General features: G+C 28.4%; 15 protein-coding genes and 1 pseudogene. 2 read left to right on the forward strand and 14 right to left on the reverse strand.

The genetic code is table 11. The features are described 5' to 3' along the window. Positions 1 to 11: 11 nt before the first annotated feature. From rapZ to J5A73_RS06105, 9 genes are all read right to left on the reverse strand, one after another. Positions 12 to 890: an RNase adapter RapZ gene (gene rapZ, locus J5A73_RS06065; RefSeq protein WP_211613963.1), complete on the reverse strand. Its 879-nt coding sequence runs from the start codon at positions 888 to 890 to the stop codon at positions 12 to 14. Positions 891 to 1,122: 232 nt separating this feature from the next. Further along, on the reverse strand, positions 1,123 to 2,118 hold the full coding sequence (argF, locus tag J5A73_RS06070; protein WP_211613965.1) for an ornithine carbamoyltransferase: 996 nt from the start codon (positions 2,116 to 2,118) through the stop codon (positions 1,123 to 1,125). Between the two features lie 97 nt (positions 2,119 to 2,215). Then, the gene (locus tag J5A73_RS06075) at positions 2,216 to 2,758 is read right to left on the reverse strand and encodes a hypothetical protein (protein WP_211613967.1); all 543 of its coding nucleotides are present in this window, start codon (positions 2,756 to 2,758) and stop codon (positions 2,216 to 2,218) included. Positions 2,759 to 2,847: 89 nt separating this feature from the next. After that, complete coding sequence (locus tag J5A73_RS06080) at positions 2,848 to 4,041, reverse strand: aspartate aminotransferase family protein (RefSeq protein ID WP_211613969.1); 1,194 nt, start codon at positions 4,039 to 4,041, stop codon at positions 2,848 to 2,850. Positions 4,042 to 4,156: 115 nt separating this feature from the next. Continuing rightward, positions 4,157 to 5,047, reverse strand: a complete 891-nt coding sequence (gene argB / locus J5A73_RS06085) for an acetylglutamate kinase (RefSeq protein WP_147003210.1) — start codon at positions 5,045 to 5,047, stop codon at positions 4,157 to 4,159. Between the two features lie 142 nt (positions 5,048 to 5,189). Next, positions 5,190 to 6,410: a bifunctional glutamate N-acetyltransferase/amino-acid acetyltransferase ArgJ gene (argJ, locus tag J5A73_RS06090; protein WP_211613971.1), complete on the reverse strand. Its 1,221-nt coding sequence runs from the start codon at positions 6,408 to 6,410 to the stop codon at positions 5,190 to 5,192. Positions 6,411 to 6,524: 114 nt separating this feature from the next. After that, positions 6,525 to 7,574, reverse strand: a complete 1,050-nt coding sequence (gene argC / locus J5A73_RS06095) for an N-acetyl-gamma-glutamyl-phosphate reductase (RefSeq protein WP_211613973.1) — start codon at positions 7,572 to 7,574, stop codon at positions 6,525 to 6,527. 509 nt (positions 7,575 to 8,083) lie between these two features. Then, a complete protein-coding gene (gmhA, locus tag J5A73_RS06100; protein ID WP_211613975.1) occupies positions 8,084 to 8,668 on the reverse strand; it encodes a D-sedoheptulose 7-phosphate isomerase in 585 nt (194 codons plus the stop codon). Positions 8,669 to 8,829: 161 nt separating this feature from the next. After that, positions 8,830 to 9,747 (reverse strand): LysR family transcriptional regulator, encoded by a 918-nt coding sequence (locus J5A73_RS06105; protein ID WP_211613977.1) that lies wholly within the window; start codon positions 9,745 to 9,747, stop codon positions 8,830 to 8,832. 185 nt (positions 9,748 to 9,932) lie between these two features. Between J5A73_RS06105 and J5A73_RS06110 the strand changes: the two genes are divergently transcribed. After that, positions 9,933 to 10,697 carry a molybdopterin-binding protein gene (locus J5A73_RS06110; RefSeq protein ID WP_211613979.1) on the forward strand — a complete coding sequence of 255 codons (765 nt, stop codon included), beginning with the start codon at positions 9,933 to 9,935 and terminating at the stop codon, positions 10,695 to 10,697. Between the two features lie 256 nt (positions 10,698 to 10,953). After that, positions 10,954 to 11,334 carry a carbonic anhydrase gene (locus J5A73_RS06115; protein ID WP_249069168.1) on the forward strand — a complete coding sequence of 127 codons (381 nt, stop codon included), beginning with the start codon at positions 10,954 to 10,956 and terminating at the stop codon, positions 11,332 to 11,334. A gap of 55 nt (positions 11,335 to 11,389) precedes the next feature. Here J5A73_RS06115 and J5A73_RS06120 read toward each other — a convergent pair whose 3' ends face one another. The 5 genes and pseudogenes from J5A73_RS06120 to J5A73_RS06135 form a co-directional block, all read right to left on the reverse strand. Continuing rightward, a complete protein-coding gene (locus J5A73_RS06120; RefSeq protein ID WP_211613981.1) occupies positions 11,390 to 12,091 on the reverse strand; it encodes a M48 family metallopeptidase in 702 nt (233 codons plus the stop codon). Between the two features lie 3 nt (positions 12,092 to 12,094). After that, the gene (locus J5A73_RS06125; protein WP_211613983.1) at positions 12,095 to 13,864 is read right to left on the reverse strand and encodes an NUDIX domain-containing protein; all 1,770 of its coding nucleotides are present in this window, start codon (positions 13,862 to 13,864) and stop codon (positions 12,095 to 12,097) included. A 26-nt stretch (positions 13,865 to 13,890) separates the two neighbouring features. Then, entirely contained in the window at positions 13,891 to 14,256 is a 366-nt protein-coding gene (locus tag J5A73_RS10765) for a hypothetical protein (protein ID WP_371813380.1), read from the reverse strand. A 92-nt stretch (positions 14,257 to 14,348) separates the two neighbouring features. Beyond that, a pseudogene (locus J5A73_RS06130) lies at positions 14,349 to 15,218 on the reverse strand (transcription antitermination factor NusB); the annotation flags it as partial. A gap of 118 nt (positions 15,219 to 15,336) precedes the next feature. Beyond that, positions 15,337 to 16,797 (reverse strand): sucrose-6-phosphate hydrolase, encoded by a 1,461-nt coding sequence (locus J5A73_RS06135; RefSeq protein WP_211613985.1) that lies wholly within the window; start codon positions 16,795 to 16,797, stop codon positions 15,337 to 15,339. Between the last annotated feature and the right edge of the window lie 110 nt (positions 16,798 to 16,907).

A 16,907-nucleotide genomic window follows, 5' to 3' on the forward strand; every position in this document is an offset into this window, starting at 1 on the left:
AACTTTAAACTTTAATCAATCTCAGTTTTTTCCCCAACTTCCCTATGATATTTACTAATTTTATAATCAACTCTTTTCGTAAGTTCGTCAAAAAGTTTATTCACAAAAGTTACAGAACGATGCTGACCACCCGAACATCCTATTCCTATTCGAAGATGCGATTTTCCTTCCTTTTCATAGCAAGGTATCAAATAAATAAGCATTTGCAGCAGCATCTCATAAAATTTTTGACTCTCAGATAATCCCATCACATAATTTTGAACATCAATGTGATTTCCAGTTTTTTTCTTCAAATCATCAATATAATAAGGATTTGGAAGAAATCTTAAATCAAACATCAAATGTAAATCTAGCGGTATTCCATATTTAAATCCAAACGAAGTCAAATTTATACTTATCTTCTTCAATTTTCCCGAAAATTCTTTTTCCAGAAGTTTTTGTAAATCCTTTACTTTAAGGGTGCTAGTGTCAATTACCAAATCCGCCAAAGACATAAAATTTTTAAGCATTTTTCGCTCTGCCTTTATGTTAGAAAGCAAAGTATCATACAAATTAAGCGGATGTTTTCTTCGAGATAATTCATATCTGCTAAGCAGCACATCATTTCTTGCATCCAAATAAATCATTGTGTGAGATATTTCCTCTTCATCTAATATTTTCATCTGTTCCGTCAACTGTCCCATAAATTCCTGATTTCGCACATCTATCACAACAGCAACTTTATTTCTCTTCTCACTGCTAAGAAAAATTTCATTCAAATATTGAAAAAGACTTATAGGAAAATTGTCTATACAAAAATATTCTCTATCTTCAAAAAAGTTAATCACTTCTGATTTTCCCGCTCCACTCATTCCAGTTATTATAATAAGTTCTTTTTTAATTTCTTCCATTTTTCTACTTTCCTTTCAAATTTTTAATAAAATTTTTTCAAAAAAAAATTATTATTTTTTAAATATTAATTTACATATTTTAACTATTATACCACATCTAATATCAAATATGAATAATTTTTCTAGCGCTAAAAATTAAAAAATAAAAAATTATCCATTCAGATTTTTTCTAAATAGATAATTTAACAAATAATTTCAAAACCAAAATATAAAGAAAATCATTTCCCCAAAATTATATTTCACAATCTCCCAAAGTTGCCACCATCACAGCCTTTATCGTATGCATACGATTTTCTGCTTCATCAAATACAACAGAATTTTTACTTCTGAAAACTTCATCAGTAACTTCCATTTCTTTCAAACCATATTCTTTTTCAATATTTTTCGCAACTTTCGTATTTAAATCATGAAACGCTGGTAAACAGTGCATAAATAAGTAATCGTTTGAACAATGCTTAACTAAATCAGCATTTACCTGGTATGGAAGCAATTTATCGATTCTTTCTTTCCAAATTTCTTTTGGTTCTCCCATCGACACCCAAACATCAGTATAAACGACATCGGCATTTTTCACACCTTCAATTTTATCTTCTGTCAACAAAATTTTTCCGCCAGTTTTTTCAGCAATTTTTTTAGCTTCTTCAACTAATTTTTCTTCAGGAAAATATTCTTTCGGACAAACAATTCTAAAATCCATTCCAAATTTGGCAGCACCAATCATTAAAGAATTTGCCATATTATTTTTTCCATCGCCTAAAAATGCGAATTTTATTCCTTTCAATTTACCTTTTTTCTCTGTAATTGTCAAAAAATCCGCCAAAATCTGTGTTGGATGAAACTCAGTTGTAAGTCCATTCCAAACAGGCACTCCCGAATGTTCAGCCAAAGTTTCGACCAATTCTTGACCGTAACCTCGATATTCGATTCCATCATAAAATCTTCCCAAAACTTTTGCAGTATCTTCCATAGATTCCTTATCTCCAATTTGTGATGCAGAAGGCCCAATGTAAGTGACATTTGCCCCTTGGTCATAAGCTCCCACTTCAAACGCACATCTCGTTCTAGTAGAAGTTTTCTCAAAAATCAAAGCGATATTTTTTCCAACCATCATTTTTTTCTCAGTCCCATTTTTCTTATCTATCTTCAATTTTTTCGCCAAATCCAGTAAATACTGCAATTCCTCTGTTGTAAAATCTAATAATTTTAAAAATGATTTTCCTTTTAACATAATTTCTCCTTAATTTTTATTTTTTATAATATCATAAACAAAAGATTCTGTCCCTTGCTATTATTTAATTTTGCCAATTTTTATTTATAACTATATATTAATTTTTTATTCTATAATATTCTTTCAATATATCTTTCTCAATTTCTTTCAATTTTTGTCCATTCTCAACAATCTTTTTATTCTCACCTATATACCGAATCAATTTTTCATTTTCATCAAAATAGTATCGTTGTTCAGAAAATTTCGATTTTCTTTTATCAAAAACTTCTCCATTTTTTAGCTTATTGTCTTTATACCACTTAGAATCCACATAATATGGCACATTATATTTTTCAGACTTATCAAAAATAAAATAAACTTTTCTATTTTTTACATAATATTCTGTCAAACTATTCCAACTTTCTCCAAAATGTTCAACTACAATTTTTTTAACAATTCCATTTTGCAAATAATATTTCACAACGCCACCATCTGTACTTTGCTCTGAATCTTCAACTTCCTTAATAACATAATTTTTCACAGCATTAGTACTTTCAAAATCTTTCCTAATCTGAGCAATTTTCCCTTCGATATTCGACGCACCAAAATTCATCAAACTTACCAAAAGAAAAAGTATCGCAATTTTTCTAAAGGTTTTCATAAAAATCTCCCTTTAACTCTAAATTTTTTCATTCTTTCAGTATAATTTTACCTTAATAATTTTTAATTTACAATTATAATTTGCAATTACTAAAAAGAAATTTTTTCAAAAACTTTTTCCAAAATCGAAATAGCTTTGTCAATTTCCTCGTTTGTTACATTAAATGGTGGAAAAAATCTCACAACATTATTTCCAGCTCCAACTAGTAACAACCCATTTTCTAATGCTTTTAAAACAACATCTTTTGCCAAAACTTTTTTCTCATCAAATTTTATTCCTAAAAGAAGTCCTTTTCCACGAATTTCTTCGATAAAATCAAATTTTTCCTTTAGTTTTTTCAATTTTTCCACAGAATACTGACCTTTTTCCACAACATTTTTTTCAATTAATTTGTTGTCAATTAATTCATGTAAAACAGCATTTGCAACGGCACAAACTAAAGGATTTCCTCCGTAAGTTGAACCGTGGTCACCAGGAACTAGCACGTCGTTTGCCTTTCCTTTTGTCAAACAAGCTCCGATTGGAACTCCGCCACCAAGTGATTTTGCAATTGTAACTATATCTGGAATTAAATCAAAATTTTCATAGGCAAATAATTTCCCAGTTCTTCCCATTCCGCATTGAATTTCGTCAAAAATTACAAGTGTATTATATTTTTCACTCAATTCTTTTATAGCTTCCATAAATTCAGGAGTAGCACTTTCAAGTCCGCTTTCTCCCTGAATTGGTTCCAAAATAATAGCAGCAGTTTTTTCGCTTACTTTTGCTTTTAAATCTTCAACATCATTAAAATTACATTCTGTAACATTTTTCATCAATGGCTCAAACGGTTTTTGATATTTCGGCTGACCTGTGACTGCCAACGCTCCAGTACTTCTTCCATGAAATGAATTTTTCATATAAATTATTTCTGTTTTATCAGCAATTTTATTTCCATTTTCATCGTATGACAAATTATTCCCATATTTTCGAGCAATTTTTAAAGCCAACTCAATCGCTTCAGTTCCACTGTTTGTAAAAAAAACGCTTTCCATTTCACTATTTTCCGTAAGTTTATTTGCCAAATCCAATTGTGGTTGACTGTAATACAAATTAGAAATATGCACCAATTTCTGACTTTGCTCCGTCAAAGCCTTTGTAATCACAGGACTTGCGTGTCCCAAGCAATTTACTGAAATTCCCGACACAAAATCCAAATATTCATTTCCTTCATTATCGTAAATATATGTTCCTTTTCCTTTTTCAAAAATTTTATTATAACGGCTATATACATTTAATAACATTCAATCACTTCTTTCTTAATTTTTTTAGAAAATATTCGACAATTTTCTAGTTTTTAATTTCAAAATTTTTATAAAATATTTTTACTTTTAAGATATTTTCTTTTTTCAAATAATTTTAATCCTCTAAATTTGCATCTTTCTTAATCAATGTTCCAGCCCCTTCGACTGTAAACAACTCAAGAATTACAGAATGTTCCAATTTACCATTTAGAATAACAACATTTTCCACTCCATTTTCAATTGCATTCAAGCAAGTTGTAACTTTTGGCAACATTCCGCCACTAATAATTCCTCGCTCGATTAAATCGTTCACTTTTTCCACATCGATTTCATCAATAAGCGTCTGTTTATTGTTATAGTCAAGCAAAATTCCATCAACATCTGTCAAAAATATCAATCTATCCGCTTGTAATTTTCCAGCAATTGCACCTGCCACATAATCTGCATTAATATTGTATGTCTGACCATTTTTGTCAACTCCAATTGAAGAAATCACAGGAATCGTATCATTCGACTCCAATAATTTTATAACTTCCGTATTAATTTCCTTAATCTCTCCGACAAATCCAATATCAACCTTTTCTCCATCAACTTCAACAAACTTCTTCTCAACAAAAACCATATTTCCATCTTTTCCACTAAGACCAACAGCTTTTCCGCCATATTTATTGATGTCTGACACAATTCCTTTATTAACTTTCCCAGAAAGCACCATTTCCACAATTTCCATCGTTTCTTCATCAGTCACACGATTTCCTGCAATAAATTTGCTTTCTTTTCCAATTTTTTGAAGCATCTCGTTTATTTCAGGCCCTCCACCGTGCACAATCACAGGATTTATTCCAACATATTTCATAAGAACCACATCTTGAATGAACTGTTCCCGAGCAACAGGATTAACCATCGCACTTCCGCCATATTTAATAACAATCGTTTTATTATGATATTTTTTTATAAAAGGCAACGCCTTTACTAAAATTTTCGCTTTATCTAAATTTGAAATCATATTTTCCCTTTCTTTTATTAAAATTTTTCTTATTTTTTTAGTTTTTCAAAAATTTAATTTTATAAATAATTCTTTTAAAAAATTATCTTGAAAAATCTACTAACAAAAAATTCTTAAAATCATAAATTTATTTTAAAAATTATTAAGTATGATACTCCGCATTAATTTTCACATAATCATAACTCAAGTCACATCCCCAAGCAGTCGCTTCAAACTCTCCATCATTTAATTCAATAATTATTTCAACAGTTTCAGCCTTTAAAATTTTCTCAGCTTTTGGAATATCAAAATCCTGTGCCATCCCATTTTTCGCAACTTGAACCATATCATTTCCAGCTTTTAAGAAAATATTAACTTTATCAATCATCAAATCAGCTTCTGAATATCCAACCGCACACAAAATTCTTCCCCAATTTGGATCACCACCAAAAACTGCCGCTTTAAAAAGACTTGAAGTGATAACTGATTTTGAAACTTTTTTTGCATCTTTTAGCGTTTTTGCTCCATTTGTTGTAACTTGAATCAATTTTGTTGCACCTTCTCCATCTTTCGCAATTAATTTAGCCAATTCTTCATTCACTTTGTATAACGCCTTTTTAAACTCTTCATATCCAGCTGAATTTTCATCAACAATTTTTTCATTCCCTGCAAGTCCGTTCGCCAAAACGCAAGCCATATCGTTTGTGCTTGTATCTCCGTCAACTGAAATCATATTGAAAGTGTTGTCAGCAATTTCAGAAAACATTTTTTGCAACAAAGATTTTTCAATATTTACATCAGTTACAGTAAATGAAAGCATTGTCGCCATATTTGGATGAATCATTCCTGAACCTTTACACATTCCAGCCACTTTCGCCTTTTTCCCAGCAATTTCAATTTCCAAGCAAATTTGTTTAACAAAGGTGTCAGTAGTCATAATCGCAGTAGCCGCATCAATTCCGCCATCTTCCGACAAATTTTCCACAACTTTTTCAATCCCGTTCTCAATTTTTTCCATATCAAGCTGAACCCCAATAATTCCAGTCGACTGAACCAAAACTTCCTCAGCACTCAATCCCAATTTATTCGCAACCAGCTTAGTCATCTTTTTAGCATTCGCAAGTCCAGTATCTCCCGTGCAAGAATTTGCATTTCCACTATTTACTACAATCGCCTGTGTATTCTCATTTTTTATATGCTTGATATCCAAAATAATTGGTGCAGCCTTTGCCAAATTTTTTGTAAAAACCGCAGCTGAAACCGCCTTTTCCTCACTATAAATCAAAGCCATATCTTTTTTTCCACTTTTTTTCAATTTTGCTGATATTCCAGTCGCTTTAATCCCTTTAACATCAGTAATTGTTCCATTTTCTATTATTTTCATATAACTTTTGTATGATAAATAATTTTTAATTATTTTATAAAAATTATGAATCACACGCTCCTTTCTTTTTTATCTGTAAAAACCTATTAATAAAATCTTATTAACAAAATATTTTTATAAATACATCGACAAAAATTCCAATCCTTCATTTTCATTAAATCCAAATAAAATGTTCATACTCTGAACTGCTTGTCCACCAGCACCTTTTATCAAATTATCAATCGCCGATACGACAACAATGTTCCCATATTCCTTGTCATATCGAACCCCAATCTCACAAATATTACTATTTTTCACATTTTTTATCTCTGGCAAATTTTCAGTAACTCTCACAAAATACTCATTTTTATAAAATTCATTATAAATTTCATAAATTTTTTCTTCCGTCAAACTTTCCTTAAACTCATCCTTCACATCCAAATAAATTGTCGAAAGAATCCCTCTATTTATTGGTAACAAGTGCGGAGTAAATACTAAATTAATATCCCCATTCGATAATTTATCCATCTCTTGTTTTATTTCAGGCGTGTGTCTATGTTTCAAAATGTTATAAGCCTTAAAATTTTCATTAACTTCAGCATAAATTAAATCCAATTTAGCACTTCTTCCAGCCCCTGAAACTCCTGACTTCGAATCAACAATAATTTTTTTCGCATCAACAAGCCCATTTTTTAGTAACGGTGCCACGCCTAAAATAGCAGAAGTGGGATAACATCCAGGCGAAGCCACAACCTTCGTATTTTTAATTTTTTCCTTATAAATTTCTGGAAGTCCGTAAACTGCATTTTGATTGATTTCTGGATAATTATGTTTCACTTTATACCATTTTTCATATAATTTAGAATCGTCTAATCTAAAATCTGCTCCCAAATCTATAACTTTTACATCTTTCTCCAAAGCTAATTTTGTTATATCTTCCGATATTCCATGAGGCAAAGCTAAAAATAAAACATCAATTTTCTCCAAATTCTCCTTAACTTCTTCAATCGAAATCAATTTTTTCTCAAAATATTTCTTATAATTTTTATAAATATCTCCAATATTTTCCCCCGCAAACGAATGCGATGAAATAAATTCTATTTCAACCTCTTTGTGATTATTTAAAATCCATAATAATTGCTGTCCAGCATAACCTGTTGCTCCTACAATTCCTGCTTTTATCATATTTTTTCCTCCTATTTTTTTAAATAAAAAAAACCATTTTACTGGTCTTTTTCTTTAAATATTTAAATATTTTCAAACTAAAATAAGAAAAAGAGCCAATAATCCTAAAATTACTGACTCTTATATTAATTTTCAAGAAATATTAAAAAACCAGCAACGACAAAGGATCGCTTAAATAAGTTGTTTTATTATTTTGACTTTCCCTTATCCTAACAACTAATTTCATAATATTTCACTCCTATTTTTTATTATTTTAATTTATTATTTACTTTTTTGATATTAATAATATATCACATTTTCTTTTTAATTTCAATAGATTTAAATATATAAATTTTATATAGTTAAATATATATTATTTATCTTTTATCTTTTATCTTTTGTCTTTTGTCTTTTGTCTTTTGTCTTTTTTTAATTAAAAAAATATTAATAATTTATATGTTTATTTAATTCATATTTCTAAAATTTTTTTATAATTAACTAGAAAACAAAAAAATAAAATAAAAAAATTATTAATAATTTTCTGGAAACAAAATTCTTTCCACACCTTCAATAATTATATGTAAAATCATCATATGGACTTCCTGAATTCTGTCAGAAGTTTTTCCAGGGATAATAAATTCATAATCACACACACCTTTTAATTTCCCGCCATCTTTTCCCAAAAGAGCAACTGTTTTTAAACCTTTTTTCTTTGCTACTTTCACCGCTTCAATCACATTTTGAGAGTTTCCTGAAGTTGAGATTCCAAAGAAAAAATCTCCTTCTTGACCAAAGGCTTCCACTCCTTTTGCAAAAACGAAATTAAAACCAAAATCATTTCCAACACAGGTGATGTGCGAACTGTCACTTATGCTAATCGACGGCAAAGCAGGTCTGTCACTTCTAAATCTTCCTGTAAACTCTTCCGCAAAATGCATAGCGTCACAATTACTTCCACCATTTCCAGCAATTAACGACTTCTTTCCAGTTTTGTAAGCTTCTGCCAATTCTTCTGAAATTTTAGTAGTTTTTTCAATATTTTCATCATTTTCTACAAAATCTTTGACAGTTTTATAAGCAGTTAAATATGAATTTTTTATATTTTCTTTTAACATTTATTTTACCTCCAATTTAAAAATTTATTTAAAATAAATTTTAAAACTTATCTTAAAAATTATATTTCAAATATTAGATTTCTAAAAAATTTTTATTTTTTATTTTAAAAAGTTTATAGAAATTTAACTGTTTATAGCATAAATAAGATAAATTTTATTATTTATTCAAAATTTTTAAATATCAAATCATTTATTTTTTCGTCAGAATAATTTCCATTAATTTTATAGTCTTTCACAAAATTTACAAATTTCTCAATTCCTTCTTTTTCACTATTTTCTTTTATATACACAATTTGAAATTTTTCTTCCCATTTCTCAAAACTGTGAACAATTTTTAATGTTCCTCGAAGTATTTCTTCATAAACACTGTAATACGGGAGCACTGCAAATCCAAGTCCATTTTTTATCATATTTTTCATTGTTTCAATACTTCCGTTAATTACAATTCGATTTTCCAAATTAAAACCAATAATTTTCTCAAATAAATCCAAATATTTATTCGTAAGTATCGTATCTCGCTTTAACAATTTTAAATTTTTTAATTCTTCATAATCGGAAATTTGAGCTCCTGCGACAACCACAAATGGATATTCTTCAGTTTCAATAATTTTAAGCTCCTTATCTTCAATAAAATATTCTTCCATTAAAGCTACATCAACTGTTCCTTCTTTCAAATGACGCATAAGAGATTCTCTATTTTTTATATATAAATCAAATTCTATTTCAGGATATTTTTTCTTAAATTCAACCATTATTTTAGGTAAAACTGGCTCTCCAATATTGTGAGTCGCTCCAATCGAAATTTTTCCTTTACCATAATAAGCAATTCTTTGCATCTCCGTTTCCATTCGCAAGATTTTATCAAATACATCTTTAGACATTCGATACAGTTCTTTTCCTGCAAATGTCAACTTAAAGTTTTTTGAATTTCTTTCAATAAGTTGTATATCTAATTTTGTTTCCAATTTTTTTATTTGTATAGACACCGCTGATTGACTAATATACAGTTTTTTTGCTGCTTTTGTAAAACTTTTTTCCCGACACGCTTCAAAAAAAATTTTCAAATGATGTATATCCATTCAAACCTTCTCCAATCATATATTTTATTTATATTATAACTTATTTTTTATTTTTTGTCCACAGGCATTTTTTCTTTTGTTTATCAATATTTTACTCAATTTTTACAAAAAATGAAAATATTGTGCCAAATGATTTATTGTGATATAATAACTTTAATAAAATAAACAAAAAATGGGAGAAAATAATGAAAGCAGAAATTATTTGCGTGGGAACAGAACTACTTGTTGGAGATATTGTCAACACAAATTCACAATATATTTCCAAAAAATTTACAGATATAGGAATTGACTTATATTATCAAACTACTGTTGGAGATAATTTTGAAAGATTAAAAGAATGTCTTAAGATTGCATTTAACAGAGTGGATTTGGTCATTACAACTGGAGGACTTGGACCTACGATTGATGACATCACGAAAGAAGTTGTCGCCAATTATTTTAATGTTGACTTAGAAATGATACAAAAATATTATGATTTAATTATAAAAAAATACAACGAGCGTGGTTTTTTTGAAGTCGCAAGCGGTGCAGAAAAAGAAGCCTCTATTTTAAAAGGATCAGTACTTTTAGAAAATGAAGTTGGTCTTGCGCCGGGATGTTTTTTTGAAAAGGATGGGAAAAAAATAATAATTTTACCTGGTCCGCCAAAAGAAATGACTGTTATGTTAGACAATTATGTATTACCTTTGCTAAAACAATATTCTAATTCAACTTTACTTATGAAAACTTTAGAAATAAAAGGCGTTCCTGAAGGAAAAATTGACGACAGATTAAAAGATTATTTTCAAATGTCCAATCCAACAGTTGCACCTTACGCTAAAGAAAAATGTGTTCATGTAAGAGTGGCTGTAAAAGGAAACCGAAAAAACGAAAATGTACTATGGAAAAAAGTTGATAAAATAATAAACGAAATAAAAGATATTTATCCACAGGCAACCGAAATAAAATAATTTAAACTTATAATTACAAAAATACAAAAATTTAACAATATTTAGCAAGAAGTCTCCTTCTTCTATAAGTGGGAGATGAATTGCAGAATATAGCTTGAAATAACAGCTCTTACATGGTATAATATTCATAGTCAGGGCAGGGACTGTCCATTGAGCTTGGTAAATATATCTGCAAAAGCAGATACTTCCCAAGAAGCTCCTTCTTCTACAAGTGGAAGTAGTTCACTAAAAATATACAATTAAAAAAGGAGAAAATATGTTTTGCACATTGATTTGCTGTATGGACGGAAGATTTATTCATCTTCTAAATGAATATATAAGAAATAATTATAACTATAAATATGTAGATACAATTACAGACGCTGGACCTGTAAATAAAATTATACACGAAGATTATTTAAAATCTGTGGAAGATAAAGTCGTTTTGATTTCTGTCAACAAACATAAATCTGACCACATCTTTATTGCTGGACACAGTGACTGCGCAGGATGTCCAATAGACGACAAAACTCAAAAAAACTATATAATTCAAGCTTCAGAAAAAATACATTTTAATTTACCACACGAAGCTGTGACTGGCTTATTTGTTTATGAAGATGGAAAAATTGAAATCTTAGCTGATTTTAAAAAAAGTTAAAAAAATAATAAATAAAATAAAAATCCCTTTAATTTTTTAGGGGATTTTTTTTAAATTAATAATGATGCTTTGCATTTAGCATTTTTTCAGCATTTCTATAATTTGGCATATATTTTTCTACATAATTGTAAAATCCTTTTCCGTGATTTGGATATTTTAAATGAGCAAGTTCATGCAAAATTACATATTCGATTTCAAACGGAGTTCGCTTTATAAGTTCCACATTTAAAGTCACATATCTTTTTGTATAATTACAAAATCCCCATTTTTTACTTAATGGTTTTACCGAAAATTTTTTTACATCTTCATTCAAAATTTCCATCCATTTTTTCAATAATTCTAAAAAAACTTTTTTAGCATTTTCAAAATACCACTTTTCCAAAATTCTCTTTTTTTCTTCCGAATTATCAAAAACATCGCTGTTGACTGTCAAAATAATTTCATTTTTTTTATCACTTTTTAAAGCCACTCGATTAATATTTCCCAATTTTACAATTAAAACATATTTTTGACCCAAAAAATTATGAATTTCTCCAGTAATATATTCCTTTTCTTTTCGTTCTTCTTTTATTTTTTCAAGTTTTTTTAAGACATTTTTTATCCATTTTTCTTTCGAAATCAAAAAGTTTTTTATGTAATCACTGTGCAAATTTTCTGGAGCGGAAATATAAATTTGCATATTTTCTTTTATTCTCAAATTTATATTTTTAACTTTTTTTCTATGAACTTCATAACCCAATATTTTCTCAGTTTTCATAATTTAATTTTCCAAACTTTCTAAATTTTTCTGTTTCAAAATTTTGTAAGAATTTTCCAAAACTTCTTTTTGCAGTCGATAAGTTATTGTTTTTAGTGCTTCTTCATAAGAGCACCATTTATATGCTTCAATTTCCTGCTCGTCAACTGTCACTTCTTCATTTTCCGTTATTCCAATAAAAAATGTAACTTTTTTGATTGTTGTTTCATTCGGAATATATTTTATCTCATATTTTTTTTCAGAAACAATATTAATTTCAATTCCAGTTTCTTCAAAAACTTCTCTTTTTGCTGTTTCAACTTGAGTTTCATATTCTTCGATGTGACCTTTGGGAAATCCCCAATTTCCATTAAACATCTTCACAATCAGAAATTTTTTAATTTTATTATTAAAAACAATCGCACCGCAAGAATTTTCATATTTAAAATTTTGACACAAATCATATTTTTTTGCTAAATATTTTATCAATTCCTCTTTTTCATTTTTTAATTCATCTGATAAAACCAATTCATACAATTCATTTTTTAGTTTTCCAATTTCTCTATTTTCAAATTTCAAATTTATCAGGTCAATTCCCGTCAAATCCAAATCTTTAATGCTAGGAATATTTCCCTGTTTTTTCAAATTTTCAATTCTTTGCAAAAAATTATCCAGAATTTTTTGATTTTCTTCTTTAGAATTTATATTTTTAGAATTTAAGTCGGCAGAAAATAAATCAAAAAGCCGCTTTAAATTTTTTTCTTCAAAATTAATTATCAATTTTTTCAAAGTTTTATCAGAAACCTCTTGATAGATTAACATATGATTTAAAATTAGTTTTTTTACAGAATTTATAAACTCTTTTGGCGCTCTAAGTTCCCTAAGTTCTTCTTCAGCAATAAGTGCGCTCTCCTTTTCGTGTCCATAAAAGTGAAAAATCCCTTTTGCATCAATACTTTTTGTGTTAATTTTTCCAAGATCGTGAAAAAGTGCAGCAAATCTTGTAATCAAGTCTTTATCGCAAAGATTTACAACTTTAATTATGTGATGAAATAAATCATCGGTGTGATGTGGATTATTTTGGTCAAAGTTATAAGCATAGCGAAATTCAGGAATTATAAATTCCAAAACTTTTAGCGATTTCATCTTTTTTAACGCTTTTATGGCATATGGTGCAATCAAAATTTTACTAAATTCATCAAAAATTCTCTCATGCGAAATTTTATTCAAAAATTTTCTTTTTTCACAAATCGCTTCAGCTGTCTTTTTATCAAGATTAAACCCAAGTTTTGCCATAAATCTAAAAGCTCTCAAAATTCTTAGCGCATCTTCTTCAATTCGTAACTTTGGATTTCCAACAAATTTAATAGTTTTATTTTTTAAGTCTTTTAAACCTCCAAAAAGATCAATAACCCCAGTTTTTTGGCTATATGCCATTGCATTTATCGTAAAATCCCGACGAGATAAGTCATCTTCAATTTTTTTTACAAATTTAATTTCTTTTGGGTATCTGCTGTTGTAAACTCCAGTTTCACGACGAAACTTTGCAATTTCATAATCTACGCCATTTAAATGAATCATCAAAATTCCAAAATGAGCACCCACTTCTTTTGGTGAATAATCTGAAAAAATCGCCTTTAGCGTTGAATATTCAATATCAGTAGCAAAATCATAATCTCCGGGATCACGACGCAAGATTAAATCTCGTATCGCTCCTCCGACAAGAAATCCACTTCCATTTGCATTTAACTTTTGCATTATAAATTTTATGTCGTCATTAAAATTAAATTGCATACTAACATATCCTTTCTGTTCTTTTGTTAATCACCATCAGATTTTTTTACTTTTTTAAATTTTGCTATATAAAATCCATCCAAATATTCATTTTCATAAGAAATATAAATGCCACCAAACTCGTCTTTTAGAATCTTAATATTTTCTGGAATTACAACTTCTTTAATTTCCAAATTTTTATATTTTTCCAAAAAATATTTAACATTATTCGTATTTTCATTTTTTGAAAAAGTGCAAGTGCTATAAATAATTTCTCCACCATCTTTTAGTGAATTAAATGCACTCTCAAAAATTTTCTTTTGAATTTTTTTAAGACTTTTAAAATTATTCGATTCCAATTCATATATTTTTTCAGGTTTTTTACGAAGTACTCCAAGTCCGCTACAAGGCACATCCAAAAGTATTTTATCAAATTTTTGTCTAAATTTTCAATTTTTATGGCGTCATTCAACTCTATTTTCCAATTTTTATATCCATATTTATTTTTCAGATTTTCTAAAATCTTAATTTTATGCTCGTGAATGTCAGTAGAAATCAAAATTTTAGGATTAAAAAGCTGTAAAATTGCAAGTGATTTTCCACCAGGTGCACTACAAGCGTCTAAAACAACATCATCTTGCGAAACTTCAAGATTTTTTACCGCTAAATATGAAGAAGCATCTTGAACAACTATTTCTCCACTTTTACAATTTTTAGTTTCAAAAATATTCGCATTGGACAAATAATAAACTTCTTCCACGGAAAATAAAATTTGAGTGTCAATTTTTTTTAACAAATTTTCAAATTCTTCTTTTGTAAATTTATTTTTGTCATATCTCACGGAAAGAAAACTTCTCTTTTTATAAGATTTCATAATTTTTAAATAGTCATCTGGAAAATCTGATTTTAGTTTATTCACAAACCACTGCGGATATGAATAAACTATCCCATCTTTTTTATCCTTTGGAATTTCTTGATCAAATTTTTCTTTATTTTTCAAAATATTTTGCAAAGTTGCATTTACAAATCCAACTTGGTGTGAATTAATTATTTTAGCAATTTCTCCCGCCTCAAAAACAACTCCTGAGTTGTCAGAATCCATAAAAAATAATTGCGCTACAGAAATTCTCAAAAGTTGTTTTATTTTTCTCTTTTTTATATTTTTAGTACATTTTTCAATTAAATAATCGATATAAATTAAATTTTTTATCACAATATTTACAATATTTGTAACAAATAATTTTTCTTTTTTTGAATAATTATTTTTAGAAAAATAGTAATTAAGCTGAATATTGCTATATTTTTTTTCATGCAAAATATCATCCAAAAGATTTATTATATCAAGTTTTATATTATGTTTTTCAGTATTAATCAATTTTTTTATTTCCTTATCTTTATATGTTTTATATTTATATTTATATTTGTATTTATATCTTTATGTGTTTTTTGTTTTATCTTCATATTTTATATTATAATAATTTTATTTTTATTTATTATTGCCATTCCCATTTTTCAAGTTTTACTTTCGTTTCATTTTCAGCAAAAACAATGATTTTGTCAGCATTTTCTGAAGGGAAAATTCTTGAAGAAAAAACTTCTTCTCCATTATTTACAAAAATTTCAACAGAAGAATTATCAACAAAAATTCTAAGTTCCAAATCTTTTCTATCGCCTAAAAAAACTTTTCTTACGCTCTTATCAGCTTGTGCACCGCAACTTCTGTCAAGAACTAGTTTTTTATCTTCAAAGTCAAATTTTACAACAGTTTCACTGTCTTTTCCAACTCTCAATTTTAATCCAAAGTCTGAAGAAATATCATTAAATTTGGCAATTAATTCATAAGTTTTCCCTTTTCCAATCTCTTTTTCACCTTTAACAAAACCTTCAAATTCCATTTTCTCCCCTCTTATTGAAACCATTTCAGAAATTGGTTCTTGATAAAGTTTTCCATCTCTCACTTTCAACTCTCTTGGCAAAGTCAAGCAATGTATCCATTCATTTTTAACTGTAGGAAAATCTTCATCTTCTGGAACTCCCATCCATCCGACAACAATTCTTCTTCCTTTGTCATCTTCCATTGATTGCGGCGCATAAAAATCGTGTCCTCTGTCAATTTCCACAAATTCCGAGCTAATTTCAAATTCTGGTTTTTCGTAGTCCAATTTTCCAAAAAAATATCCTGTCTGATATTTATTGTTATATAAATCCCCTTGCGGTTCTAATCCTTGTGGCAAAGCTACCAATAAATCAACGACTTTTCCAGTTTTTTCATCTTTTAATTGAAAATAATCTGGACATTCCCACATAAATCCAAAATCTTTTAATTTTCCATGATTTGCTCCAGCAATTTCGCCTTCAAATTTCCAATCTTTTATATTTTCTGAAGAGTAAAGTACAACTTTTCCTTCCAGTTTTTCACTTTGAATTCCAAGAACTGCATAATATTTTCCGTCTTTTTCCCAAATTTTTGGATCTCTTATGTGTCTTGTATATCCATCTGGCTGGTTTACTATGCTTGGCTCCCATCTGTCAAAGTGCTCTCCATCTTCTGAAACTGCGATACATTGGTATGATTCTCTATTCCCTTCTGCATCTTTTACATTTCCAGTGTAAAATAAATAAAGTTTTCCATCAATTACAATTCCACTTCCAGAATAAACTCCATTTTTTGAATACCAAGTATCAGGTCTTAATGCAGTTTCGCATCTTTCCCAATGCAGTAAATCATGGCTTTTACTGTGAGCCCAAGTTTTATTTTTATGCTCTGTGCTAAGCGGATTCCATTGGTAAAACATATGATATTCTCCGTTAAACTGTGAAAATCCATTAGGATCATTTATAAGTCCCACAATTCCTTGAATGTGATATTTTTGTCGCCAAAAGTCACTATCAACGACATTTTTATTTTTTAAAACAGCTTTTTCTTCATTTTCCTTCACTTGCTTAAAATCCATAATATTTCCCGCCTTTGCTAATAAAGTTATATTTAATATTTTACCACATTTTGCTTGTTTTTCCAAATTTCAAGAAAAATATTTTGAGTTAAAAATTTGCAGATTTGCCA

It is taken from the genome of Leptotrichia sp. oral taxon 218, from assembly GCF_018128225.1.
In the GTDB taxonomy this organism is placed as follows: Bacteria; Fusobacteriota; Fusobacteriia; order Fusobacteriales; family Leptotrichiaceae; genus Leptotrichia.